21 protein-coding genes and 1 pseudogene are annotated in these 22,632 nt (G+C 72.7%); 2 read left to right on the top strand and 20 right to left on the bottom strand.

Going from position 1 to position 22,632, the window contains the following annotated elements:
• Positions 1–92 precede the first annotated feature (92 nt).
• The 7 genes and pseudogenes from der to AMOR_RS27705 form a co-directional block, all read right to left on the bottom strand.
• The gene (der, locus tag AMOR_RS27735) at positions 93–1,484 is read right to left on the bottom strand and encodes a ribosome biogenesis GTPase Der (protein WP_248356698.1); all 1,392 of its coding nucleotides are present in this window, start codon (positions 1,482–1,484) and stop codon (positions 93–95) included.
• A gap of 76 nt (positions 1,485–1,560) precedes the next feature.
• Positions 1,561–2,499 (bottom strand): GTPase Era, encoded by a 939-nt coding sequence (era, locus tag AMOR_RS27730; protein ID WP_248356683.1) that lies wholly within the window; start codon positions 2,497–2,499, stop codon positions 1,561–1,563.
• Between the two features lie 70 nt (positions 2,500–2,569).
• Positions 2,570–3,079, bottom strand: coding sequence for a peptidylprolyl isomerase (locus AMOR_RS27725; protein WP_248356682.1), 510 nt, complete (start codon positions 3,077–3,079; stop codon positions 2,570–2,572).
• Between the two features lie 64 nt (positions 3,080–3,143).
• Complete coding sequence (locus AMOR_RS27720; protein WP_248356680.1) at positions 3,144–3,860, bottom strand: peptidylprolyl isomerase; 717 nt, start codon at positions 3,858–3,860, stop codon at positions 3,144–3,146.
• A gap of 389 nt (positions 3,861–4,249) precedes the next feature.
• Positions 4,250–5,014, bottom strand: a pseudogene (rnc, locus tag AMOR_RS27715) (ribonuclease III); the annotation flags it as partial.
• Positions 5,011–6,048 carry a methylmalonyl Co-A mutase-associated GTPase MeaB gene (gene meaB / locus AMOR_RS27710; RefSeq protein WP_248356663.1) on the bottom strand — a complete coding sequence of 346 codons (1,038 nt, stop codon included), beginning with the start codon at positions 6,046–6,048 and terminating at the stop codon, positions 5,011–5,013. The pseudogene rnc and the gene meaB, both read right to left, overlap by 4 nt.
• A complete protein-coding gene (locus AMOR_RS27705) occupies positions 6,048–7,358 on the bottom strand; it encodes a hypothetical protein (RefSeq protein ID WP_248356653.1) in 1,311 nt (436 codons plus the stop codon). The genes meaB and AMOR_RS27705 overlap by 1 nt, the downstream gene beginning before the upstream one ends.
• 436 nt (positions 7,359–7,794) lie before the next feature.
• Here AMOR_RS27705 and AMOR_RS27700 point away from each other — a divergent pair, with 436 nt between their 5' ends.
• Positions 7,795–9,021, top strand: a complete 1,227-nt coding sequence (locus AMOR_RS27700; protein ID WP_248356651.1) for a hypothetical protein — start codon at positions 7,795–7,797, stop codon at positions 9,019–9,021.
• Positions 9,022–9,152: 131 nt separating this feature from the next.
• Here the strand turns inward: AMOR_RS27700 and AMOR_RS27695 are convergent, their stop codons facing one another.
• From AMOR_RS27695 to AMOR_RS27680, 4 genes are read right to left on the bottom strand one after another with little or no spacing between them, the layout of a single operon-like run.
• Entirely contained in the window at positions 9,153–10,292 is a 1,140-nt protein-coding gene (locus AMOR_RS27695) for an acyl-CoA dehydrogenase family protein (protein ID WP_248356645.1), read from the bottom strand.
• A gap of 12 nt (positions 10,293–10,304) precedes the next feature.
• Positions 10,305–11,879 (bottom strand): acyl-CoA carboxylase subunit beta, encoded by a 1,575-nt coding sequence (locus AMOR_RS27690; RefSeq protein WP_248356643.1) that lies wholly within the window; start codon positions 11,877–11,879, stop codon positions 10,305–10,307.
• Between the two features lie 26 nt (positions 11,880–11,905).
• Positions 11,906–12,679 carry an enoyl-CoA hydratase-related protein gene (locus AMOR_RS27685; RefSeq protein ID WP_248356641.1) on the bottom strand — a complete coding sequence of 258 codons (774 nt, stop codon included), beginning with the start codon at positions 12,677–12,679 and terminating at the stop codon, positions 11,906–11,908.
• 2 nt (positions 12,680–12,681) lie between these two features.
• On the bottom strand, positions 12,682–13,611 hold the full coding sequence (locus tag AMOR_RS27680; protein WP_248356639.1) for a hydroxymethylglutaryl-CoA lyase: 930 nt from the start codon (positions 13,609–13,611) through the stop codon (positions 12,682–12,684).
• A gap of 133 nt (positions 13,612–13,744) precedes the next feature.
• Between AMOR_RS27680 and AMOR_RS27675 the strand changes: the two genes are divergently transcribed.
• Positions 13,745–14,035 (top strand): rhodanese-like domain-containing protein, encoded by a 291-nt coding sequence (locus AMOR_RS27675; protein WP_248356638.1) that lies wholly within the window; start codon positions 13,745–13,747, stop codon positions 14,033–14,035.
• A 181-nt stretch (positions 14,036–14,216) separates the two neighbouring features.
• Here AMOR_RS27675 and thiC read toward each other — a convergent pair whose 3' ends face one another.
• The 9 genes from thiC to AMOR_RS27630 all read right to left on the bottom strand — a co-directional run bounded on the left by thiC (position 14,217) and on the right by AMOR_RS27630 (position 22,632).
• A complete protein-coding gene (gene thiC / locus AMOR_RS27670; RefSeq protein WP_248356629.1) occupies positions 14,217–15,611 on the bottom strand; it encodes a phosphomethylpyrimidine synthase ThiC in 1,395 nt (464 codons plus the stop codon).
• A gap of 173 nt (positions 15,612–15,784) precedes the next feature.
• Positions 15,785–17,074, bottom strand: a complete 1,290-nt coding sequence (gene eno, locus AMOR_RS27665) for a phosphopyruvate hydratase (protein ID WP_248356620.1) — start codon at positions 17,072–17,074, stop codon at positions 15,785–15,787.
• A gap of 193 nt (positions 17,075–17,267) precedes the next feature.
• Positions 17,268–17,447: a hypothetical protein gene (locus AMOR_RS27660; RefSeq protein ID WP_248356611.1), complete on the bottom strand. Its 180-nt coding sequence runs from the start codon at positions 17,445–17,447 to the stop codon at positions 17,268–17,270.
• Positions 17,448–17,771: 324 nt separating this feature from the next.
• Entirely contained in the window at positions 17,772–18,215 is a 444-nt protein-coding gene (locus AMOR_RS27655) for a type II toxin-antitoxin system RatA family toxin (RefSeq protein WP_248356609.1), read from the bottom strand.
• 84 nt (positions 18,216–18,299) lie between these two features.
• A complete protein-coding gene (gene glpX / locus AMOR_RS27650; RefSeq protein ID WP_248356599.1) occupies positions 18,300–19,265 on the bottom strand; it encodes a class II fructose-bisphosphatase in 966 nt (321 codons plus the stop codon).
• Positions 19,266–19,267: 2 nt separating this feature from the next.
• Positions 19,268–19,690 (bottom strand): acyl-CoA thioesterase, encoded by a 423-nt coding sequence (locus AMOR_RS27645; RefSeq protein WP_248356574.1) that lies wholly within the window; start codon positions 19,688–19,690, stop codon positions 19,268–19,270.
• A gap of 57 nt (positions 19,691–19,747) precedes the next feature.
• The gene (locus AMOR_RS27640) at positions 19,748–21,058 is read right to left on the bottom strand and encodes a homoserine dehydrogenase (RefSeq protein WP_248356572.1); all 1,311 of its coding nucleotides are present in this window, start codon (positions 21,056–21,058) and stop codon (positions 19,748–19,750) included.
• 2 nt (positions 21,059–21,060) lie between these two features.
• Positions 21,061–21,663 (bottom strand): hypothetical protein, encoded by a 603-nt coding sequence (locus AMOR_RS27635; protein ID WP_248356570.1) that lies wholly within the window; start codon positions 21,661–21,663, stop codon positions 21,061–21,063.
• Between the two features lie 81 nt (positions 21,664–21,744).
• Positions 21,745–22,632, bottom strand: a complete 888-nt coding sequence (locus AMOR_RS27630) for a HEAT repeat domain-containing protein (protein WP_248356569.1) — start codon at positions 22,630–22,632, stop codon at positions 21,745–21,747.

Genomic DNA, 22,632 nt, shown 5'->3' with positions numbered 1-22,632 from the left:
GACGCTAGAAACCTGAGGAAAAACCGGGCCAATCTAGGCGGGTGCCCGGGGGCCGTCAAGCGAGAAGCCGGCGGGCGCGGGCTCGCCGCCGATCACTCGTGCTTCTTCGGCGGCGGCCTGCTCCGGCGCTTCCGCTCCCGGAACACGAGGCGCATCGGGACCTCGAGCCCGAACGCGTCGCGGAACCGGTTCTCCACGTATCGCCGGTAGTGGTCGGTCATCCCCTCGGGATGGTTCGACTGGATGACGAACGTCGGCGGCGCGTACGCCACCTGCGCCACGTAGTAGAGCTTCACGCGGTGCCCGCGGGAGATGGGCGCGGGGTGCTCGTCCTGGAGGTTCTCGAGCAGCTCGTTCAGCTGCGGCGTGGGGAAGCGCGCGCGGTACTGCTCGACGAGGCGGACCGCGCGGTCGAGCACCTTCGTCACCCCCCGCCCCTCCTTCGCCGACACGAAGACGAACGGCGCGAACGCGACGAACGGGAGCCGCTTCCCGAGCTCCTTCTCGTACCAGTCCTGCGTGGCGCCCTCGCGCTCGGCGATGTCCCACTTGTTCACGACGATGATGAGCGCCTTCCCCTTCTCGGCGACGAGCCCGAGGAGGCGCGCGTCCTGCTCGACGCCCGCCTCCGTCGCGTCGAGGAGGCACGCGACGACCTCGGCCTGGTCGATGGCCTTCATCGCGCGGACGACCGAGTAGGACTCGACCTTTTGCGCGATGGAGCGCTTGCGCCGGATCCCGGCGGTGTCCGTGACGACGAAGCGCTGACCCTTGTGCTGGACGATCGAGTCGATGGAGTCGCGCGTGGTGCCGGGCACGTCGGAGACGACGAAGCGCTCCTGCCCGAGCAGCGCGTTCACGAACGTGCTCTTCCCGACGTTCGGGCGGCCGACGATCGCGATCCGGACGTCGCCGCGGGGGCGGTCGGCCTCCTCGACCTCCTGCGGCTCCTCCTGCTCCTCCGGCGGCGGCGGCAGCTCCGGCAGCTCGAGCTTCTCGACGATCGCGTCCACCATCTCCGAGACGCCGCGGCCGTGCTCCGCCGAGAGCGCGTGCACGTCGCCGAACCCGAGCTCGTAGAAGTCCGCGAGCGGGATCTCGCCCTCGGTCCGCGCGGTGTCGACCTTGTTCACGGCGACGAAGAGCGGCTTCCCCGAGCGCCGCAGCATGCTCGCGACGGAGCGGTCGAGCGCGGTCAGCCCCTCGCGCCCGTCCACGACCAGGACGACCGCGGTCGCCTCGTCCACGGCGAGCTGGGCCTGCTGCCGGACCTGCGACATGAGGCGATCGCGCGACTCGGGCTCGAACCCGCCGGTGTCGACGACCGATAGCGTGCGGCCGTCCCAGATGAAGTCCGCGTAGTTGCGGTCGCGGGTGACGCCGGGGACGTCCTCGACGATCGCCGCGTGGCGGCCGGCGAGGCGGTTGAACAGCGTGGACTTGCCGACGTTCGGACGGCCGACGAGGGCGATGAGGGGTCTCATGTCTGCCTCGCCGGAGCGGCCTGGGGACCGCCCGCCCTGAGCGTAGGGCCGCCGGAGGCGGCCCGGAGTCGAAGGGTCACAGGCCGAGCCTCCGGAGCGTCGCGTCGCGCTCGCTCCAGCGCTCCTCGACCTTCACCACGAGCGACAGGAACACCTTGCAGCCGAGCAGCCGCTCGAGCCGCTTGCGGGCGGCGGTGCCGATCGTCTTGAGCATGGCGCCGCCCTTGCCGATCACGATCGCCTTCTGCGACTCGCGCTCGACGTAGATCAGGGCGGCGATGCGGACGAGCCCGCGGCCGTCGCGGCGCTCCGACTCGTCGAACTCCTCGATCTCCACCGCCACCGCGTAGGGGATCTCCTGGCGCGTCTGGAGCATCACCTGCTCCCGCACGTACTCCGCTGCGAGCTGACGCTCCGCCTGGTCGGTGAGGACGTCGGCGGGGAACAGCGGCGCCTCCGACTCCGGGAGGTGCTGGACGAGCACCTCGACGAGGTGATCGACGTTCTCGCCGGTGAGGCCGGAGAACGGCACGATCTCCGCCCACGCGTGCAGGTCCTTGTACGCGTCGATCACCGGGAGGAGGGTCTCGCGCGGCGCGCGATCCATCTTCGAGATCCCGAGGATCGCGGGCTTCCCGGAGCGCTTCACCTCCTCCGCTGCCCAGCGCGTCGCCTCGCCGATCTCGACGCGACCCTCCGGGCCGGTGCCGGCCTCGACGAGCATCAGGACCGCGTCGACCTCGGCGAGCGTCTGCAGCGCGGTCTCGACCATGCGCCGGTTGAGCGCGCCCTTCGCCCGGTGCAGGCCGGGCGTGTCGAAGAACGCGATCTGCGCGCCCGGCAGGTTGTGGACCCCGAGGATGCGGGTGCGTGTCGTCTGCGGCCGCGGCGAGACGATCGCCACGTGCTCCCCGAGGACGCGGTTCAGGAGCGTGGACTTGCCGACGTTCGGGCGCCCCACGATGGCGACGAAGCCGGCGCGGAGCGGGTGCTGCTTCTTCTTGCGGGTGGCCATGAGGTGATCGCGCCCGGATGCGGAGGTCCGCGTCCGGGCGCCTTGGGTTCGACGGAGCGCGGCCTGCCGGTCAGGCGGGCTGCGCGCCGCGGGTGATGACGACCTTCTCGAGCTTCACCTTCGAGTTGCCGGTGCGCGCGATCTTCGGGATGAGCTCACCGCCCTTCACGACCTCGCCGAAGATCGTGTGGCCGCGGTCGAGGTGCGGCGTCGGCACCTCGGTGATGAAGAACTGGGAGCCGTTGGTGTTCGGGCCGGCGTTCGCCATCGCGAGGAGACCGGGCCGGTTGAAGCGGTTGTCGGGGCCGATCTCGTCCTCGAACCGGTAACCAGGGCCGCCGGTGCCGGTGCCGAGCGGATCGCCGCCCTGGATCATGAAGTCCGGGATGACCCGGTGGAAGACGGTCCCGTCGTACAGCGGGGTCTTCACCTTCTGGCGCGTCCGCGGGTCCGTCCACTCGCGCGTGCCCTCCGCGAGCTCCACGAAGTTGGCCACCGTCTTCGGGGCCTTCTCCGAGAGGAGCTTCACCACGATGTCGCCCAGGGACGTCTTGAACGTCGCGTAGAGCTGCTCCGCCATCTCTGCCTCCGCCGGCCGCCCGCGGCCGTCCGTGGGCGGCGTGTCCCGCCCGTGATCGCCGTTCCTACTTGCAGGTCGGGGGCTCGCTCTGGATCGTCACCTTCTCGAGCCGCGTCTGGGAGTTCCCGGCGCGGGCGATCTGGCCGACGAGGTCGCAGCCGCAGACGCCCTGACCGAACCGCGTGTAGCCGCACACGCCCGACTTCGAGTCGCAGGCGCGCGGCTCCAGCTGCGGGACGCGGGCGCCGTAGCCCTCGGTGATGAAGAACTGCGAGCCGTTGGTGTTCGGGCCGGAGTTGGCCATCGCGAGCACGCACGGCTTCTCGAAGAGGGTCGTGCCCGGCTTCGGCAGCTCGTCGTCGAACTTGTAGCCGGGGCCGGAGACGCCGAACGGGAGCCCCTGCACGCCCGAGGTGCCGAACGCGGCGCTCTTCGTCGCCGGGTCGCCACCCTGGATCATGAACCCGGGGATGACGCGGTGGAAGAGCGTGCCGTCGAAGTACGGCCCCTTCTTCTGCTCGTTCGTGAAGGGATCCTTGTAGGTCTTCTTGCCGGTGGCGAGCTCGACGAAGTTCGCCACGGTGATCGGCGCCTCGCTCGGGAGGAGCTTCACGCCGATCTTGCCGCGGGACGTCTGGAACACCGCGTAGAGGTCCCTGGAGGCGGCCGCCTGCGCGGCGGGCTTGCCGGCCTTCGGCTCGTTCTGCGGCGCCTGGGCGCGCGCAGTCGTGGCGAATGCGAGCGCCGCGAGCGCGATCGCGGAGAGGGTCGGTCTCGTCATGCGGCGGGATGCTAGCCGCGGCCCCCCCCTGCGGCAAATGGAAAGCGTCTTCAGCGCTTGGGACGCGTCCCTTTGCGGGCCTTCGGCGCCGCCTTGCGGGGGGAGGTCCGCGCGCGGCCCGCGGCCGTCGCCGCCCGCGCGCGGGGCGGCTTCGCGGGCCGGGAGCGCTCGCGCCGCCGCCGCTCGGGGGCCGGCGCGGTCCCCGCCGGCTCCGCGGGCGGGCCCGCACTGGCGGGAGCGCCTGGGGGCTCGGACCGGGGCGGCGCCGTCGCGGCCGGCTCGGCGGGCGGCTCGGGGTGGGCTCCGGACGGCGCCACCTCGGCCTCCGGAGGCGGCGGCGACTCGATCGCGACCGCCATGGCCGCCAGCGGGACCGGGGCCGTCACCGCACGCGCGGTCGCCCCGTTTGGCCCGGCCGGCTCTCCGTACCGGCGCCCGAGCGCGTCGAGCGCGAGCTTCGCGGCCGCCTGCTCGGCGTCCTTCTTCGAGCGACCGGCACCCCGGCCGAGCACCTCGCCGCGCAGGTCGGTCTCGACCTCGAACGTCTTCGAGTGGTCGGGGCCGTGCTCCGCGACGACGCGGTAGCGCGGGGTGGCCCGGAGGCGGTTCTGCGTGAACTCCTGGAGCTGGGTCTTGAAGTCGCGATCGAGGGTGCCCGCGGTGGCGCGCGCGAACGCCTCCTGGAGGAACCGGTCCACGATCCCGAGCACCGGGAGGAGCCCGAGCTGCAGGAACACCGCCGCGACCACGGCCTCCATCGCGTCCGCGAGCAGTGACGCCTTCTTCCGTCCGCCGGTCAGCTCCTCCCCGCGGCCGAGCCGGAGCAGCTCGCCGAGCTCGAGCGCGCGTGCCATCTCCGAGAGCCCCTGCTCGTCCACGACGGCGGCGCGCATCTTCGAGAGCTCGCCCTCGCGCGCCCCCGGGAACCGCTCCATGAGCCGGTGCGACACCGCGAGGTCGATCACCGCGTCCCCGAGGAACTCGAGCCGCTCGTTGTCCTGTAGCCCGGTCTCGTCGCGGTGCTCGTTCACGTAGGACTTGTGCGTGATGGCCGCGAGCGCCAGCGCCCGGTCGCGGAAGGCGAGCCCGAGGCGCGCCTCCAGCGCCGCGACGGGATCCGCGGGCGCGCCGGGGGGCCTGCCGTCGTCGCTCACCGCGCCTCCCCGGGGGCCGCGAGGCGCGCCGCGAGCTCCTCGGCGAGCTGGTACGGGTCTGCCTCGCGGGCGGCGATCCGCGCCGCGACCGCGTCGAGCCGCCCCATCTCCGCCTCGAGCCGCGCGAGCGCGCCGGCGAGCAGCCGCTCCCGCAGCACCGTCACGAAGCCGGCCCGCGCCCGCGCGACCTCGCGGGTGCGCCGCTCGCCCGACGATTCGAGGTGCGCCCGGTGCCCCTCGATGGCTCGCACCAGCTCGTCGACGCCCTCGTCCTTCACGGCGACGGTCTTCACGATCGGCGGCTCCCACTCGCCGGACGGGACCGGCGCCGCGATCGGCGCGCCGTGGAACCGGTGGACCGCGTCGTGATCGAGCGGCCGGCCCAGCACCGTCCGCCGCAGCTCGAGCATGCCCTGCAGGTCCCGGACCGTGCGGTCCGCGCCCTCGCGGTCGGCCTTGTTCACGGCGAAGACGTCGGCGATCTCGAGGACGCCTGCCTTGATCGCCTGCACGTCGTCGCCGAGGCCCGGGACTGCCACCACCACGACGGTGTGGGCGAGCGAGGCGACCTCGATCTCGTCCTGCCCGACGCCGACGGTCTCGACGATCACGACGTCCTTGCCCATCGCGTCCATCACCTGGACGAGGTCGGAGGTGGAACGCGACAGCCCACCCAGGTGGCCGCGGGTGCCGAGCGACCGGATGAAGACGCCCTCGTCGAGCGCGTGGTCCTGCATCCGGATCCGGTCGCCGAGGATCGCGCCGCCGGTGAAGGGGCTCGTGGGATCGACCGCCACGACGCCCACGGTCTTGCCGGCGCGCCGGTAGTGGCCGATCAGCCGGTCGGTCAGCGACGACTTCCCCGCGCCGGGGGCGCCCGTGAGGCCGATGACGTACGCGCGGCCGGTCCTCGGGAAGAGCGCGCGGAGCGCCGTCTCCGCCTCGGGCAGGCGGTCGTCGAGGTCGCGCATCAGGCGCGCGGCGGACCGCACGTCGCCGGCGAGGACCCGGTCCGCGATGCCGTTGGCGCCCATCAGTACGCCGCCGCCTCGGGGACGAAGTTCGCGACCAGGATCGCGGCGGACATCTTCCGCGGCGCGCCCATGGGCTGCCGCTGTCGATCCAGCTGTCGGTAGATCACGTGGCCCTCCTGGACCTGATCGATCTGGATGAGGAGGCGCCATCCGCCGCGCTCCTGCGAGAAGACGGCCTCGAAGTCCGAGCGCTTGAGGACGCGCGCGGCGCCGTACGGCTTCCCGTCGATGTCGGTGCCGACGTACCGGACCTCGTCCTGCCCGGCTTCCTCCACCACCACGTTCATCACCCAGACCTCGCCGGCGTGGGGCATGAGGTGGCTCGGGACCTGCGCCCCCGCCCCGCCTCCGGCCGGCGGGGCGCCCTCCTCCGGCGCGGCCTCGACGTCCGGCGCGCCCAGCGCGAGCGCCACCACCTTCCGCGTCCCGGGGAAGTTCTCGAGCTCGAATCGGTCCGCCCAGACGTCGCCGTTCGGGCCGATGAGGCGGCCCTTGAACCGCGTCCCCACCTCGCGCGCGGCGACGAACCGGAGGCGCGTGTTGCCGTAGACGAACTCCTGGACGAGCTCGACCATCGCGTTCGGGGCGAGGATCGCGTCCTCGCCGAACACGCGCGCGAGCGCCGCGAGGGTGAGCGCGTTCCGCGGCGGCGGCGTCGCGACCACGGCGCCGGGCGGCGTCGCGGCGGCGCGGACCGGCGCGGGGGCCGCCTGCATCCGCGGGACGGCGTTCACGAGGTAGATCTCGAGGTCCGTCGGCGACGCATACTCGGACAGCTCGAGCGGCGGGAACCCCGGGGCAACCTCGAACGGCTGACCGCCGACCGGCGCGACGCGCGACACCCGCACCGCGTCGACGCCGCCGAGGATCTCGAACGCGTGGGTCGCGGTCTTCACCACCGCGCGCGCTGCGAGGCGTTCCGGATCGAGCGCCGCCTCGAGCCTGAGCGCCCGCATCCGGGCGGCGACGTCCTGCAGCGCCGCCGCATGGCGCGCCAGCGCCTGCGCGAGAGCCTGCTCGAGGGACGTGCTGCGCTCGTGCTCGTAGAAGTTCAGCTCGCCGACGCTCGCGAGAGGCGGGTCGACGAACCGGAGCTTGTCGTGGCCGACGACGACGAAGCGGCCACGCGCGAGCGGCTGGCCGGTGGCGGGGTGGACGACGCGTCCGGAGAAGGCGAGCTCGCCCTCGAGCGTCTCCCGGTCGGCGGCCAGCCGCACCGGGACCCCGAGCGCGGAGAGCTTGCGGGACGCGATCTGGTTCAGACGCTCCCGCGGGATCTTCCCGATGATGGTGTGTTCGCCTTCGGACATTGCGGCGCGACAGACTACCTCAGAATCTCGGAATCTCGCGCGAGATGACCATCCGCTGCACCTCGGTGGACCGGAGACTTCCGGTTCAGCTCCTATCCGGCTCATGACCCGGGCGCCGCATGCCGGCAGGGGCGCGAGCGCCGGCTCTCAGGCCCGATGGCGCCGTGCATGACCCCTGGTATCGACGGCGACTCGTCCGTGTCCGCCCGCAGGGACGTACGTTGCGTCCGCCGTCTGCGGGATTGCGCTGGCCCAACGCTTCGCCTCGCCGCGGGTCCTCCTGCTCGCTTCGCCGCCGGAGATCCCCTTACACCCGCTCCGTGGACGCGCCGAGAGCTCGCGCTCCGCCCCTCCTGCCACCATGGCCCGGGCCGCATCACACGCGCGCCTTCGGAGCACCAGCCGGCCTTAAACACATTGCGGAAACCCCAGTGACTTGCTGACTGATGCCGTCGCCGAGCATCGAATCACTCCAGCCGTCAATCACGGAAAGTGGAAGCCCCGGGGCCTCGAAACGGAGGCGCCGGGCGTCGGCTGGAAGGGAGCGAGCACTATGATTTCGCGCAAGTCGCCGTGCATCGAGCTGGCTCGTATCTGCTGTCTGGTACTCGTCTCGGGCTGCGGCAGCGAGCCAACGGCTCACGTACGCGCCGCCGCCTCGCCGCTCAGCGCAACGACCGGTGTCTGCTACACGGTCCAGGGTCTCGGACCGGTGTACTTCGAGGGCGTCGACCTGCAGACCCTGGGCCTTGGTCCCCAGGGAGCCGTCGTCGGAACACGGGGGTACGGCGACGAGCGCAGGGGATTCGTGTTCGAGAACGGGACGCCGTCGCCGGTCGGCGATCTGGGCGGCGGCCTGAGCGACGTGCGCGCCGTGAACGCGCGAGGCCTCGCCGTGGGCGGATCCAAGACCGCGGACGGGATGTACAGGGCGGCGTCGTTCTACAAGGGCGCCGCGGCCGAGCTCGGCGCGCTCGAGCCGGACGGGAGCAGCTGGTCCATGGACGTCAACGACCTCGGCCTGGCGGTCGGCACCGCCTCGAAGGGCGGCACGGCCCACGCGGTCGCGTTCCGGCGCGGCCAGGTCATCGACCTCGGGACCATCCCGACGGGCGGGGACACCTACGCGAACGGTGTGAACGACGCGGGCGACATCGTGGGCGTCGGATTGGTGGACGCCGACAACGGCGTCTGGCAGGCGTTCCTGATCCCCGCGGGACGGCCGATGCAGAAGATCGGGACCATCGACGGCGCAGGGACGAGCAGCCGGGCCTACAAGGTCAACAGCGCCGGGGTGGTCTGTGGCGCCGCCGACGCGCCCGGCGGGTATCACGGGTTCCTCTACCGGGACGGCACGATGACGGACCTGGGGGCGCTCGAGCCGCCCGAGGGCGAGTCGCCCTGGAGCATGTGCATGGACGTCAGCGACACCGGAATCGCGGTCGGGGTCACGCTGGGCAACGATTGGTGGTGGCACCCGTTCGTCTGGAGCAGCGCCGAAGGGATCATCGATCTGAACACGCGGATCCTGGACGCCAGCCCGGACCTGATCCTCTTCTACGCGTCGAACATCAACTCGGTCGGACAGATCACCGTGTACGGCGTCGACACGACGACGTGGGAGAACCAGGGCGTCCTGCTGTCGCCGGTCACATGCCCGTAGGCGCGATCCCTGCCTCGGCTGCGAGCCGAGGTCTCCCAGCAGGCAGAGCCCGAACGCAGTACGCCCCGCTCGCCTCCCGGTGGGCGGGGCTTCTCCTTGCGGGGGGTCGCTGGTCCTCGATCCTTCGGCGATCAGCTCAGGACCGAGCGGGCGATGACCATCCGCTGCACCTCGCTCGTCCCCTCGCCGATCTCGCAGAGCTTCGCGTCGCGGAAGTACCGCTCGACCGGGAAGTCCTTCGTGTAGCCGTAGCCCCCGTGGATCTGGATGGCCTTCGACGTGGCGCGCATCGCGGCCTCGCTCGCGAAGAGCTTCGCCATCGAGGCCTCCTTCCCGAAGGGTAGGCCCGCGTCGCACAGCGCGGCGGCGCGCTGCACCAGGAGCCGCGCCGCGGCGAGCTCCGTCGACATGTCCGCGAGCATGAACCCGATGGCCTGGAAGTCGGCGATGGGCCTCCCGAACGCCCGGCGCTCCTTCGCGTAGGCACGCGCCTCCTCGAGCGCTCCGCGGGCGAGCCCGACGGCGAGCGCCCCGATGGTGATCCGGCCGCGGTCGAGGATCTGCAGCGTGTTCAGGAAGCCCTCGCCGACGCCGCCGAGCCGCCGGTCGTCGGGGACCTCGACCTCGTCGAGGAACAGCTCGGCCGTGTCGGAGCTGCGCATCCCGAGCTTGCCGTGGATGGCGCGCTGCGTGAAACCGCGCATCCCGGGCTCGAGGACGAACGCGGTGATCCCGTGCTGCTTCCGCTCCGGATCGGTCCTGGCGAGGACGACGAAGGTCCCGCCGACGGTCCCCTGGGTGATGAAGGTCTTCGACCCGGACAGCACCCAGGCGTCGCCCCTGCGCACGGCCGTCGTCCGCATCCCCGCCGCGTCGGACCCGCTGCCCGGCTCCGTCAGCGCCCAAGCGGCGAGCTTCTCGCCCCGCGCGAGCCCCGGCAGCCACCGCCGGCGCTGCTCCTCGGTGCCGAAGCGGACGATGTGCCCGGTGCCGAGGCCGTTGTGGCTCGCGACGGTGAGCGCGAGCGAGCCGTCGAAGCGCGCGACCTCCTCGACGACCGTCGCCACCGCGAGCGCCCCGAGCCCGGCGCCGCCGTACTCCTCCGGCACCGCGATCCCCATGATGCCGAGCTCGCCGAGCCGGCCGACGAGGTCGCCCGGGAAGGTGCCCGCCTCGTCCCACGCGCGGGCGTGAGGCTTCACCTCCGCCTCGCAGAACGTGCGGACGGTGCGCTGGATCTCCTGCAGCTCCGCGGGAAGCTCGAAGTCCATCGGGGCGGTCTCCTAGACGGGGAGGACGCCGCGCTTGCGCTCGCGCGGCGGCTCATGGCTCTCGGCGTACAGGCGGAACCGGCGCGCGAGCTCGTGGCGCAGCTCCGCCCCGGGGACGACGGCGTCGACGACCAGCTCGCTCGCGAGCTTCACGAGATCGATGTCGCGCCGGTATTCGTCCCGGAGCGCGGCGACGTACCCCGCCCGCTCGCCCTCCGGCCGCTCCTGGATCTTGTTGAAGTAGACGGCGTTCACCGCCGCCTCCGGCCCCATCACCGCGATCATCGCCTGCGGCAACGCCAGGGTCGCCGACGGGCCGAAGCCCGGCCCGTCCATGGCGTAGAGCCCCGCGCCGTAAGCCTTGCGGACCACGACGCAGATCCGTGGGACGCTCGCCTCGGAGACGGCGCTGATCATCTTCGCGCCCGCCCGGATGATCCCGGCCCGCTCCACCTTCGTGCCGATCATGAACCCGGGCACGTCCGCGAGGTACAGCAGCGGCACGTTGAACGCGTCGCACAGCCAGATGAACCGCGCCGCCTTGTCGGCGGAGTCGACGAACAGCACGCCGCCCTTCACCTTCGGCTGGTTCGCGACGATCCCGACGACCCGCCCGTCGAGGCGCGCGAGGCCCGTGAGGAGCTCGCCCGCCCAGAGCTTCTTCACCTCGAGGAAGGAGCCCTCGTCGACGATCGCCTCGACGAGCTCGGCCATGTCGAACGGCCGGTTCTGGTCGCGCGGGATGATCTCGTCGAGGTGCCGCCCGCCGGCGCGGGGCCACCGTCCCGGCGCCTCCGGCGGGAGCCTCCGGTGGTTCTGCGGGAGGTACGAGAACCAGCGCCGCGCCAGCGCGATGGCCTCCTCCTCCGTCTTCACGAGGAAGTCCCCGCAGCCGGAGACGGCGCAGTGCATCCGCGCGCCGCCCAGCTCCTCGAGCGTGACCTTCTCGCCGATGACCATCTCGGCCATCCGCGGCGAGCCGAGGTACATCGACGCGTTCCCCTCGACCATGACGACGACGTCGCAGAACGCGGGGATGTACGCGCCCCCCGCCGCGGACGGGCCGAAGAGCAGGCAGATCTGCGGGACGACCCCGGAGAGGTGCACCTCGTTGTGGAAGATCCGGGCGGCGCCCCGGCGGCCCGGGAACATCTCCACCTGGTCGGTGATGCGCGCTCCCGCGGAGTCCACGAGGTAGAAGAGCGGGAGCTTGCGGTCGGCGGCGACCTCCTGGATGCGGAGGATCTTCTCCACGGTGCGCGCGCCCCAGCTCCCCGCCTTCACCGTCGAGTCGTTCGCCATGACGCACACGGCCCGGCCGTCGATGGTGCCGAGGCCGGTCACCACGCCGTCCGCCGGCAGCTCCGGGTCGAGCGCGTTCGCGAGCGCCCCGTCCTCCACGAACGAGCCCTCGTCCAGCAGGAGCCGGAGCCGGTCGCGGACGAAGAGCTTCCCCTGCTCGAGGTTCTTCCGGTGGTACTTCTCCGCGCCGCCCTGCTCCACGCGGGCGAGCTCGCGCGCGATCCGCTGGTCCGGCGTCTCCTCCGGCTGCACCGCGCCCCCTCCGGGCGTTCCCTCCGCGTCCATGTCGCCCTCTCGTGTGGCCATCGGGGTCACTCGCCGGTGAACACCGGCGGGCGCTTCTCCGCGAAGGCGCGGAGCGCCTCCACGCGGTCCTTCGTGCCGAGGCAGTCCTGGTACATCCGGTTCTCGAGCTCGAGGGCCTCCTCGAGCGGCAGATGAAACCCGCCGTCGATCGCCCGCTTCGCCTGTCGCAGCGAGACGGGCGCGTTTCGCGCGATCCGCTCCGCCAGCGCGAAGGCGTCCTCCCGGAGCCGCTGTGGCGGCGCGAGCTGGGAGACGAGCCCCATCGCGAGCGCCTCGGCGGCCCCGAACCGCCGCGCCGTCAGCACGAGGTCCTTCGCGCGGGCGACGCCGACGAGCCGCGCGAGCCGCTGCGTGCCGCCGCCGCCCGGGATGATGCCGAGCGACACCTCCGGCAAGCCGAGCTGCGCCGCGTCCGAGGCGATCCGGAGATCGCACGCGAGCGCGAGCTCGAGGCCGCCGCCGAGCGCCGCGCCGTTGATCGCCGCGACGAACGGCTGCGGCGCCTCCTCGATGCCGCGGAGGGCGCGCCGGAGCCCGTCGTGGAACGCGCGGACGTCCTCCGCGCTCATCCGGGCGCGTTCCTTCAGGTCGGCGCCCGCGCAGAACGCCTTGTCGCCGGCGCCGGTCACGATCACCACCCGCAGCCCGCGATCCGCCGCGGCGCGGGCGAGGTGCTCGCGCAGCTCCCGCAGCATCGCCATCGAGATCGCGTTCCGGCGGTCCTCGCCGTCGATCGTCCAGGCCTCGATCCCGCCCCTCCGCTCGATCCGGAACTCCATGGTCAACGAGCCTCCGCCCGCGCGAGCTCCGCCTGCAGCGCCTTCCCGGGCAGGCGGCGCCCGACGAGCCTCTCCGCGAGCGCGCCCGCGGCGATGAGCTTCGTCCAGTCGATCCCGGTCTCGTACCCCATCCCGTGCAGCATGTAGACGAGATCCTCGGTCGCGAGGTTGCCGGACGCGCCCGGCGCGTAGGGGCAGCCGCCCAGCCCGCCGATCGATGCGTCGAAGGTGGTGATCCCGGCGTCGAGCCCGGCGAGCACGTTCGCGAGGGCGGTCCCGCGGGTGTCGTGCATGTGGAGCGCGAGCTGGTCCGGCCGGGCCACCCGCAGCAGCCGCTCCAGGATCCGGCGGGTCTGTTCCGGGTTCCCGACGCCGATCGTGTCCCCGAGCGAGACCTGGTGGCACCCGAGCGCGAGGAGGCGCTCCACGATCGAGGCGGCGCGCGCCGGGTCCACCGCGCCCTCGTACGGGCAGCCCCACACCGTCGAGACGTAGCCGCGGACGTCGAGCCCCATCCCGCGCGCGGCGGGCACGAGCGACTCGAGGTCGCGGAGCGTCTCGTCCGGCGTCCGGTTGAGGTTCTTGCGGTTGTGCGTCTCGGAGGCGGAGAGGAACACCGCCGCGGCGACGGGCGGGTGACCCGCGCCCGCCCGCCCGAGCGCCTCCACGAGCCGGTCGAGACCCTTCGCGTTCGGGACGAGGACGACGTACGAGACGCCCGGCACCGAGGGCAGGCCCGCGACGACGTCGGCTCCATCGGCGAGCTGGGGGATCCATCGCGGCGACACGAAGCTCGTCGCCTCGATGCGGGACAGGCCGGCCCCGGCGAGGGCGGCCACGAGCGCGAGCTTGTCGCCCGTCGCGACCGCGGCCGCCTCGTTCTGGAGCCCGTCGCGCGGTCCGACCTCGTAGACCGTCACCCGCCGTCCCATGCGCCCGGATCCTAATCCCGATCGGCCTCTCGAACCGCCGCGGCGTGACGCTCCCGCGGATCCCGCGTGGGGCGAGCTCGCCGCCGGTGCGGCGCGGACCCCCCGGGATTACACGGAGGGAGGAGGTTCCATCGTGATCACGGTCCGCCTCGCTCGCCTCTCCGCCGCCCTCGGGGCCGCGGCGACCCTGTTTCTCGCTCCATCCGCGCGCGCCGGCGAGCCGTTCTTGCTCGCGTCGGTCGACGAGGTCGAGCGCCAGCTCGGGGCACCCGGGTTCCACGTCCTGGATGTGAACGGAAAGCCCGTGTACGACGCCGCGCACGTTCCCGGCGCGGTCCACGTGTCCTACAAGTCACTGTCGGAGAAGGACCTGCCCGCGGACCGCGGCGCGCGCCTCGTCTTCTACTGCAAGAACACGTATTGAACCGCGAGCCACCAGGCCGCCCGGCGGGCGGCCGAGCTCGGCTGGAAGAACGTGTTCGTGATGGAGGCGGGCATCGACGGGTGGGTCGCCGCCGGGAAGGCGGTGGAGAAGGGCGGCGGGTAGCGCCGGCCTCCGGCCGAGGCCGCCGGGCCCACGGAGGAGCCCGAAGGGCGCCCGCCGCCTACGGCACGACGCGAAGCGGACCGCTCGCGTCCGTGCCGTTGGCGCCCGCCGTCTCCGGGCAGGCCTCCTGCGCCGCCGCAGCCAGGTGGCCGTGGATCTTCATCGAGCAGAACTTGGGGCCGCACATCGAGCAGAACTCGGCGGACTTGAAGGCCTCGTGCGGGAGCGTCTCGTCGTGCTTCGCCCGCGCGGTGTCCGGGTCGAGCGAGAGCTCGAACTGCTTCTTCCAGTCGAACGCGTACCGCGCGCGGGAGAGCGCGTCGTCGCGATCGCGGGCGCCGGGCCGGTGGCGCGCGACGTCCGCGGCGTGCGCCGCGATCTTGTAGGCGACGATCCCCTCGCGCACGTCGTCGACGTCGGGCAGCCCGAGGTGCTCGGCGGGCGTCACGTAGCAGAGCATCGCCGCGCCGTGCTGGGCGGCGACCGTGGCGCCGATGGCGCTCGTGATGTGGTCGTAGCCCGGCGCGATGTCGGTGACGAGCGGCCCGAGGACGTAGAACGGCGCCTCGTCGCAGAGCTCGCGCTCCTTCTCCATGTTCATCGGGATCTGGTCGAGCGGCACGTGCCCGGGGCCCTCGACCATCACCTGGACGTCGTGCTTCCACGCCTTGCGCGTCAGCTCGCCGAGGACCGTCAGCTCCGCGAACTGCGCCTCGTCGGAGGCGTCGGCGAGGCAGCCGGGGCGGAGGCCGTCGCCGAGGGAGAAGGTCACGTCGTACTTCTTGAAGATCTCGCAGATCGCGTCGAAGTGCGTGTAGAGCGGGTTCTCCGCCTTGTTCGCGAGCATCCACTGCGCCATCAGGGCGCCGCCGCGCGAGACGATGCCGGTCGTACGCTTCGCGGCGAGCCGGATGAAGTCCCGGAGCAGGCCGGCGTGGATCGTCATGTAGTCGACGCCCTGCGCCGCCTGCGCCTCGATGATCTCGAGGAGCTGGGACGGCGTGAGATCGACCACGTCCTTCACGTGCTGCAGGCACTCGTAGATCGGGACCGTGCCGACGGGGAGCGGGCTCGCGCGGAGGATCGCCTCGCGGATCTGTGGGATGTCGCCGCCCGTCGAGAGGTCCATCACGGTGTCGGCGCCGTACTTGAGGCAGACGCGGAGCTTCGTCAGCTCCTCCTCGATGTTCGAGACCACCGCGCTGTTGCCGATGTTCGCGTTGATCTTGCAGGTCGCGGCGACGCCGATGCCGGTGGGCTCGAGCTCGGGGTGGCGGACGTTGGCGGGGATCACGAGCCGGCCGCGGGCGACCTCGGCGCGGACCAGCTCCGCTTCGAGCCGCTCCCGCGCCGCGACGAAGGCCATCTCCTCGGTGACCACGCCCTCCCGGGCGAGGTGCATCTGGCTCTGATTCGAACGGCCCCGCCGCTTCGCGATCCACTCCGCGCGCATGCAAACCTGCCTTGTCCGGCGATGTGAGAGAGCGCGAAAAGTAGCGGGCGGCTCCCGGCGTGTCAACGCGCCGCGCCCTCCGCGATCGCGCTCGGACGCGGAGAAATGCGGAGGGGGACGCACCCCAGGCGGCGCGTCCCCCCGGGAGGCGAGCGGAGCGCTCGCGCGGTGGCTTACCTGAGCGCCTTGAACGCGCTCCGGCCCGCGTACCGCGCCTGACTGCCGAGCTCCTCCTCGATCCGGAGGAGCTGGTTGTACTTCGCGATCCGGTCCGTCCGGGAGGCGGACCCGGTCTTGATCTGGCCGCAGTCGCAGGCGACCGACAGGTCGGCGATCGTGGTGTCCTCGGTCTCGCCCGAGCGGTGGCTCATCACGCTCGTGTAGCCCGCCCGATGCGCCATGCGGACCGCCTCGAGCGTCTCGGTGAGGGACCCGATCTGGTTCACCTTCACGAGGATCGAGTTCGCGACCCCGCCCGAGATGCCGCGGGAGAGCCGCGTGACGTTGGTGACGAACAGGTCGTCGCCGACGAGCTGGATCTTGCCGCCGAGCCGGTCGGTCAGGAGCTTCCAGGTAGCCCAGTCGTCCTCGTCGCAGCCGTCCTCGATGGAGACGATCGGGTACTTCTTGGCGAGCCCCTCGTAGAAGTCGACGAGCCCCTTGCCGTCGAAGGTCTTCCCCTCGCCCTCGAGGACGTACTTGCCGCTCGCCTTGTCGTAGAACTCCGAGGACGCGCAGTCGAGCGCGAGCGCGACCTGCTCGCCGGCCTTGAGGCCCGCGGCCTGGATCGCCTCCATGATGACGGCGAGCGCCTCCTCGTTGGAGGAGAGGCTCGGCGCGTAGCCGCCCTCGTCGCCGACGCCGGTCGCGGCGCCCTTGCCCTTCAGCACCTTCTTCAGCGCGTGGAAGATCTCGGCCCCGTACCGCAGCGCCTCGGCGAAGGACGGCGCGCCGAGCGGCACGACCATGAACTCCTGGATGTCGACGTTCGAGTCGGCGTGCGCCCCGCCGTTCAGGATGTTCATGAGCGGGACCGGCAGCGTCCGCGCGCCTGCGCCGCCGACGTACCGGTACAGCGGCAGGTCGTGGGCCTTCGCGGCGGCCTTCGCCGCGGCGAGCGAGACACCCAGGATCGCGTTCGCGCCGAGCTTGGACTTGGTAGGCGTCCCGTCGAGCTCGATCATGCGCTGGTCGAGCGCCGCCTGGTCGGACGCGTCCATCCCGACCACCGCCGGGCCGATCGCGTCCACCACGTTCGCGACCGCCTTCCGGACGCCCTTTCCGAGGTAGCGGCTCTTGTCGCCGTCCCGGAGCTCGAGCGCCTCGTGCTCGCCGGTCGACGCGCCGGACGGCACCGCCGCCCGCCCGACGTCGCCCGTGCCCACCGCCACCTCGACCTCTACCGTCGGATTGCCGCGGGAGTCGAGGATCTCGCGCGCGGTCACGTTGATGATCTCGGTCATCACTGGAACCCTCCTCCGGGCGGGGCGACGCGAGGGCGCGCCGCACGTCCGCCGAGGTCGGGCAATGTGCCCGCCGGCCCACTCCGACGTCAAACGATTTCGCGGACCGGGCGGCCCCTAAAGAAAACGAGCGCGAGACCTCGCGGCCCGCGCCCCGCCTGGCGCCGTTTCGCCCCTGGCGAACGGCGTCCTGCTACCCGGAGTAGTCGATGATGACGACGCCGCGGTCCCGATCCTCGTCGCGATCGTCGTCGTGGCGGTCCCGCGGCTCGGCGGGCGCGGACGGGACGGGCAGCTCGACGACCGGGCGGTCGTCGCGCTCCTTCTGGCGTTCGCGCCGCTTGATCTCCTCGATGACGTAGGCGTCCAGCATCGCTCTCTCCGTGCCACGTCTCGCCGGGTCTGCCCGAGTCACTTCGGCTGCAATCCGCGTTCCTCCGCGGGTGCCTTCCCTCCTCCGGTGCACGTGCCGCTACTCATAACGACTCCGCGGAGCGCTGCACGATTCAAGAGCCCCTGCCTGGGACCGCATATCTAGGAAACACCCGGTCCTCCAGGGGTGTCAAGACGACGCGCCGGTACGCCGTGCGCATGCACCGGTGGCGTGCGAGCGGGCATGCAAAGGTTGCTCAGGGGTTGCTCAAGCGGCGCTCAGGGCGTGACCGGCGCGAACGGGTGACGCTCTTGGACGACGGCGTCATCCCTCCTCGGCGCGTCGCTTGAACGCGTGCAGGGTGCGCGGGAGCTGGACCCTCGTGAGCTCGTCGCTGACGCGATCGATCACGGACTGGGGGACGAGCGGCGGCTTCGAGAGGTGCACCTCGACCGAGTACCGCGCGCGCGTGCGGGAGCCCTCCGGCGCGAGCTCCCATGAGCCGTTCGAGACCTTCATCAGCTCGCCGGACACGAGCGACCACGCCACGCGCGAGGGGCGCAGCTCCTCGTGCCGGAGCAGGTAGCGGATCCGCTTGATGCCGAGGTCGAGCTCGTACTCGACCTCGCGGATGCCCGCCCGCTCCTCGCGCGGACGGCACGCCTTGATGCCCGGCACGAACTCGGGGTACCGCGCGTAGTCGACGATGACGTCGTAGAACCGCTCGACCGGCACCTCGATGAGGATCTCCTCCGTGACCGCCGCCATGTCCGCTCCTCGCGCCCTGCCCGGGCGCCTCGGGTCTAACCCGGCCAGGCGCGCGCCGCGACCTGGCCTCGTCGCGCCCCGCCGCTACCACCCGTAGTTGGGGCTCCGCGTGAAGTGGTGGATCGTCTCGATGTACCGCACGGTCCCCGTCTTCGACCGCATGACCACCGAGTGGGTCCGGGCGCCGTCGCCGGTGAAGCGGACGCCCTTCAGGAAGTCGCCGTTCGTCACCCCGGTCGCCGCGAACATCACGTTGCCGCCCGCCAGCTCCTCCGCCGTCATCACGCGGTCGAGGTCCTTCATCCCGTACCGGCGGGCGCGCTCGCGCTCCTCGTCGTTCCGGAACTGGAGCCGGCCCTGCATGTCGCCGCCCAGGCAGCGGATCCCGGCGGCGGAGATGACGCCCTCCGGCGCGCCGCCGATTCCCATGAGGACGTCGACGCCCGTGTCCGGGAGGCACGTGTTGAGCGCGCCGGCGACGTCGCCGTCCCCGATGAGCTTGATGCGGGCACCCGCCGCGCGGATCTCGCGCACGAGCGCGTCGTGACGCGGGCGGTCGAGGACCACCACGGTGAGGTCCTCGACGTACTTGCCGAGCGCCGCGGCGACGCGGCGCAGGTTCTCGGTCGGGCTCCGCCGCAGGTCCACCGCGCCCCGCGCGCCGGGTCCCACGGCGATCTTCTCCATGTTGGTGTCGGGCGCGTGCAGGAGCCTGCCCTTCTCCCCCATGGCGATGACGCTGATCGCGTTCGGCGCGCCGGTGGCGCAGAGGTTCGTGCCCTCGAGCGGGTCCACCGCGATCTCGAGCTCCTGGTCGCCGTCGCGGCCGCGGCCGACCTTCTCGCCGATGTACAGCATCGGCGCCTCGTCCTGCTCGCCCTCGCCGATGACGACCTCGCCCTTGATGGCGATGTCGGCGAACGCCTGCCGCATCGCCTCGACCGCGGCCTGGTCGGCGCCGTTCTTGTCGCCGCGGCCCATGAGGCGCGCGGACGCGAGCGCGGCGGCCTCGGTGACGCGGACCACTTCCAGCGCGAGGTTGCGATCCATGCTCACTCCTTCGACACGGCGCCGGAGAGCGCCTCGCCCGACGAGAGCCGGTCGAGCAGCTCGCGCGGCAGCCGCTGGACACGGCCCTCGAGGTCGATGCACGCGTGGACGGTGAAGCCGGTGGCGAGGAGATCGTCGCCGCGCACGAGCCGGTAGCCGAAGCGCGCGGAGGCGCGCCGCGCCTCGACGAGCGAGGTCTCGACGGCGACGAGGTCGTCGTACCGGGCCGGGAGCTTGTAGCTCACGCCCACCTCGGCGACCGGGAGGCGGAGCCGGTAGCTCGCCTCGAAGTCGCGGTAGCGGAGCCCCTTGGCGCGGATGAACTCGTTCCGCCCGGCCTCGAAGTAGCGGAGGTAGTTCGCGTAGTAGACGACGCCCATCTGGTCGGTGTCGCCGTAGATGACGCGGAGCTCGGTCTTGACCACGGCAGGCTCTCCCGGCCGGCTCGGCGCCGGCGGCACGAGACGCGGCGTGCGCGTCCGCTATGCGCTCTCGATGCGGATGAGGCGCGTCGGCGCGAGCGTGGTCGGATCCCGATCGATGAGCGCGATGGCCGCCCTGAGATCCGCCTCGCGCGCGACGTGCGTGACGATGACGAGCGGCACCGGCTTGCCCTGATCGTTCTGCTCGCGCTGCTGCACCGCGGCGATGGAGATCTTGTGAGCGGCGAGCTGGGACGCGATCCGCGCGAGCACGCCCGGCGCGTCCTGCACCGAGAAGTGCAGGTAGTACGCGCAGCGCACCTCGTCGTGCGGCCGGAGCCCGACGAGCGGCTTCGCGGGCGGGAGCGGCACGCGGCCCGGGCTGCCGGCGAGGATGTTCCGGGTGAGATCGATGATGTCGGACACCACCGCGCTCCCGGTGGGCATCGCGCCCGCGCCCTGGCCGTAGAGCATCGACGGGCCGAGCGCCTCGGACTGGAGCACCACCGCGTTCATCGCGCCGCGGACGCCCGCGAGGAGCGAGCCGGCCGGGATGAACGCCGGGTGGACGCGCGCCTCGAGCTGGTCCGGGCCGCCGTTCGACGACGTGCGCCGCGCGACGGCGAGGAGCTTCAGGGCGTAGCCGAACTCGCGCGCCCACCGGAAGTCCTCCGGCTTGAGCGACATGATGCCCTCGGTGAGCACGTCCTGCGGGCGGATCCGGGCGCCGAAGGCGAGCTGGGCGAGCACGCAGAGCTTCTGCGCGGCGTCGCCGCCCGACACGTCCAGGGTCGGGTCCGCCTCGGCGTACCCGAGCCGCTGCGCCTCGGCGAGGGCGGTCTCGATGGGCTCGCCGCGCTCGGCCATCGCGGTGAGGATGAAGTTGGTCGTGCCGTTCACGATGCCGTGCAGCGCGTTGATCCGGTCGGACGCGAGCGCCTCGCGGAGCGTGCGGATGATCGGCACGCCGCCGCAGACGGCGGCTTCGTAGTAGACGTCCACGCCCTTCTCGCGGGCGAGCCGGAAGATCTCCTCGCCGCGCGCCGCGAGGAGCGCCTTGTTCGCCGTGACGACGTGCTTGCCGCGCTCGAGCGCGCTCCGGACGAGGTCGAAGGCCTGATCGACGCCGCCGATGAGCTCGACCACCACGGCGATCTCCGGATCCTCGACGAGGTCCTCGAGGCGCGTCGTGAGGAGCGCGCGGTCCACGTCGAGGGGCCGCCCCTTCTCCGGGTCTCGCAGCGCGATCCGGCGGACGACGATCCGGGCCCCGAGGCGCGCCTCGATGTCCCCCGCGTGCTTGCGGAGGATGGAGAGCACGCCCCCGCCGACCACGCCGAACCCGGCGATCCCGATCCCGACCTCGCGCATCGCTATCGCCCCCCGACCTGGTAAGCCTTGAGCACCGCCCGGACCTGCGGCGTGACCTCGCCCTTCACCACCGCGAACGTCTCGATCCGCACGGGGCCCACGCCCGGCGCGTACGTGATCTCGAGCACGTGATCCGTCTCCGCGCTCGCGCGGTTGTGCGCCCGCACGCGGACGCAGCCGTCGAACGTCCCGGCCGGCGTGGCGACGGTCTCACCGACGCCCGCGATCTCGAAGCGCTCGGTCGAGCTCACCGACACGACCGACGACCACGCGGCGCCCTTCTCGAGCGGCGCGCAGAGCAGCCGCCGCAGCCGATCGTGGACGCAGTCGCGATCCGCGCGGAGCTCGCCGCGCTCGTTGTCGCGGAAGTAGCCGTCAGCGGTGCGCTCGAGGATCCGGACGGTGCGGGTCTCGCCGCGGCTCCCTGGCGGGAGGGCGGGCGACTCGTCGACGTAGGTCCAGGCGTGGCCGACGGCGAGCGGGAAGTAGTCGGCGGGCGCCGGGCCGGCGGCGCCGGCGCGCGTCGCGGCGGGCGTCGCGGCCGACGGACCGTGGGCGCACGCGGCGGCGAGCGCGAGGAGCGGGAGCGCAGAGCGGAGCGTCATCACGGGGCGCATCTTAGCGGAAACCGGGAGCGCGGGGGCCGGACGGCGACACCCACTCGCGGGCGGCCGGGCGGGGGCCGCTCACCGCTCCGCGGCGACGCGCGCCGCCTCGCGGTCGCGCGCGCGCATCTCCTCGAGCGCCTCGCGCGCGGCGCGCTGGACGCGCGGGTCGGGGTGGCCGGCCTCGACCGTGAGCAGGTACCCGCGCGCCTCCGGGCCGCCGATGTCCCCGATGATCCGCGCCACGCGCGCCGCGAGCGCGTCGTCGCCCTTGCGGGAGACGTCGATGAGCGGCCCGACGGCGCGCGGATCGTGGATCTGGGCCAGCGCGCCGACCGTGCGGTGCACGACGTCGGGGTCGGGATCCGAGAGCCGCTGGACGAGCGCGGGGACGGCCGCCGGATCGCGCCGCTCGGCGAGCGCGCGCACCGCGTGGCCCCGGAGGCGCGAGTCCGGCGACGCCAGGTCGGCGATCACCTCGCGCATGGGCTTCACCGCCTCCGCCCGGGCGATCGCAAGCCCGCCCGCCGCCTCGCGGGCCGCCGCGGCGAGCGCTCGAGACCAGCCCTCGGCGGGAGCGGACCCGCCGAGCGGCGCCGCCCCGGTGCCGGACTCTCGCGCCGTGAAGCCGGAGGCGCCCTCGGCGGGCGCGAGCTCGAGCTCGACGGTCACCTCGGCCACGAGCCCGCCGCCCCCGTGCGCGGGCGTCACCTTCACCGTGAGCACGTCGACTCGGGCGCGGTGCGCCGTCCGCGGATCACCGCCGCGGAAGCCGGAGGCGCCGAGCGCGTCCCGCGCCGCGCGTTCGAGGGTGCCCTCGTCCAGGCCCGCTTCGCGCAGCGGATCCGCGAGCGCGCCCTGTGCGACCCGGATCGCGCCGACCTCGACGGCCGGGGTCCGGTGACAGCCGCTCGCGACGGCGACCAGCGCGGCCGCGAGCCAGACGGTGGCGTGGAGGGCGGGGCGCAT

This window comes from Anaeromyxobacter oryzae (assembly GCF_023169945.1).
GTDB lineage: Bacteria > Myxococcota > Myxococcia > Myxococcales > Anaeromyxobacteraceae > Anaeromyxobacter > Anaeromyxobacter oryzae.
The sequence above is the reverse complement of the archived record's forward strand: the minus strand, read 5'-3'. Positions and strand labels throughout refer to the sequence as shown.

Coding starts and splice junctions, on each gene's coding strand:
- der (WP_248356698.1), bottom strand. CDS start 1,484: ATGAGACCCCTCATCGCCCTCGTCGGCCGTCCGAACGTCGGCAAGTCC.
- era (WP_248356683.1), bottom strand. CDS start 2,499: ATGGCCACCCGCAAGAAGAAGCAGCACCCGCTCCGCGCCGGCTTCGTC.
- AMOR_RS27725 (WP_248356682.1), bottom strand. CDS start 3,079: ATGGCGGAGCAGCTCTACGCGACGTTCAAGACGTCCCTGGGCGACATC.
- AMOR_RS27720 (WP_248356680.1), bottom strand. CDS start 3,860: ATGACGAGACCGACCCTCTCCGCGATCGCGCTCGCGGCGCTCGCATTC.
- meaB (WP_248356663.1), bottom strand. CDS start 6,048: ATGGGCGCCAACGGCATCGCGGACCGGGTCCTCGCCGGCGACGTGCGG.
- AMOR_RS27705 (WP_248356653.1), bottom strand. CDS start 7,358: ATGTCCGAAGGCGAACACACCATCATCGGGAAGATCCCGCGGGAGCGT.
- AMOR_RS27695 (WP_248356645.1), bottom strand. CDS start 10,292: ATGGACTTCGAGCTTCCCGCGGAGCTGCAGGAGATCCAGCGCACCGTC.
- AMOR_RS27690 (WP_248356643.1), bottom strand. CDS start 11,879: ATGGACGCGGAGGGAACGCCCGGAGGGGGCGCGGTGCAGCCGGAGGAG.
- AMOR_RS27685 (WP_248356641.1), bottom strand. CDS start 12,679: ATGGAGTTCCGGATCGAGCGGAGGGGCGGGATCGAGGCCTGGACGATC.
- AMOR_RS27680 (WP_248356639.1), bottom strand. CDS start 13,611: ATGGGACGGCGGGTGACGGTCTACGAGGTCGGACCGCGCGACGGGCTC.
- thiC (WP_248356629.1), bottom strand. CDS start 15,611: ATGCGCGCGGAGTGGATCGCGAAGCGGCGGGGCCGTTCGAATCAGAGC.
- eno (WP_248356620.1), bottom strand. CDS start 17,074: ATGACCGAGATCATCAACGTGACCGCGCGCGAGATCCTCGACTCCCGC.
- AMOR_RS27660 (WP_248356611.1), bottom strand. CDS start 17,447: ATGCTGGACGCCTACGTCATCGAGGAGATCAAGCGGCGCGAACGCCAG.
- AMOR_RS27655 (WP_248356609.1), bottom strand. CDS start 18,215: ATGGCGGCGGTCACGGAGGAGATCCTCATCGAGGTGCCGGTCGAGCGG.
- glpX (WP_248356599.1), bottom strand. CDS start 19,265: ATGGATCGCAACCTCGCGCTGGAAGTGGTCCGCGTCACCGAGGCCGCC.
- AMOR_RS27640 (WP_248356572.1), bottom strand. CDS start 21,058: ATGCGCGAGGTCGGGATCGGGATCGCCGGGTTCGGCGTGGTCGGCGGG.
- AMOR_RS27635 (WP_248356570.1), bottom strand. CDS start 21,663: ATGACGCTCCGCTCTGCGCTCCCGCTCCTCGCGCTCGCCGCCGCGTGC.
- AMOR_RS27630 (WP_248356569.1), bottom strand. CDS start 22,632: ATGCGCCCCGCCCTCCACGCCACCGTCTGGCTCGCGGCCGCGCTGGTC.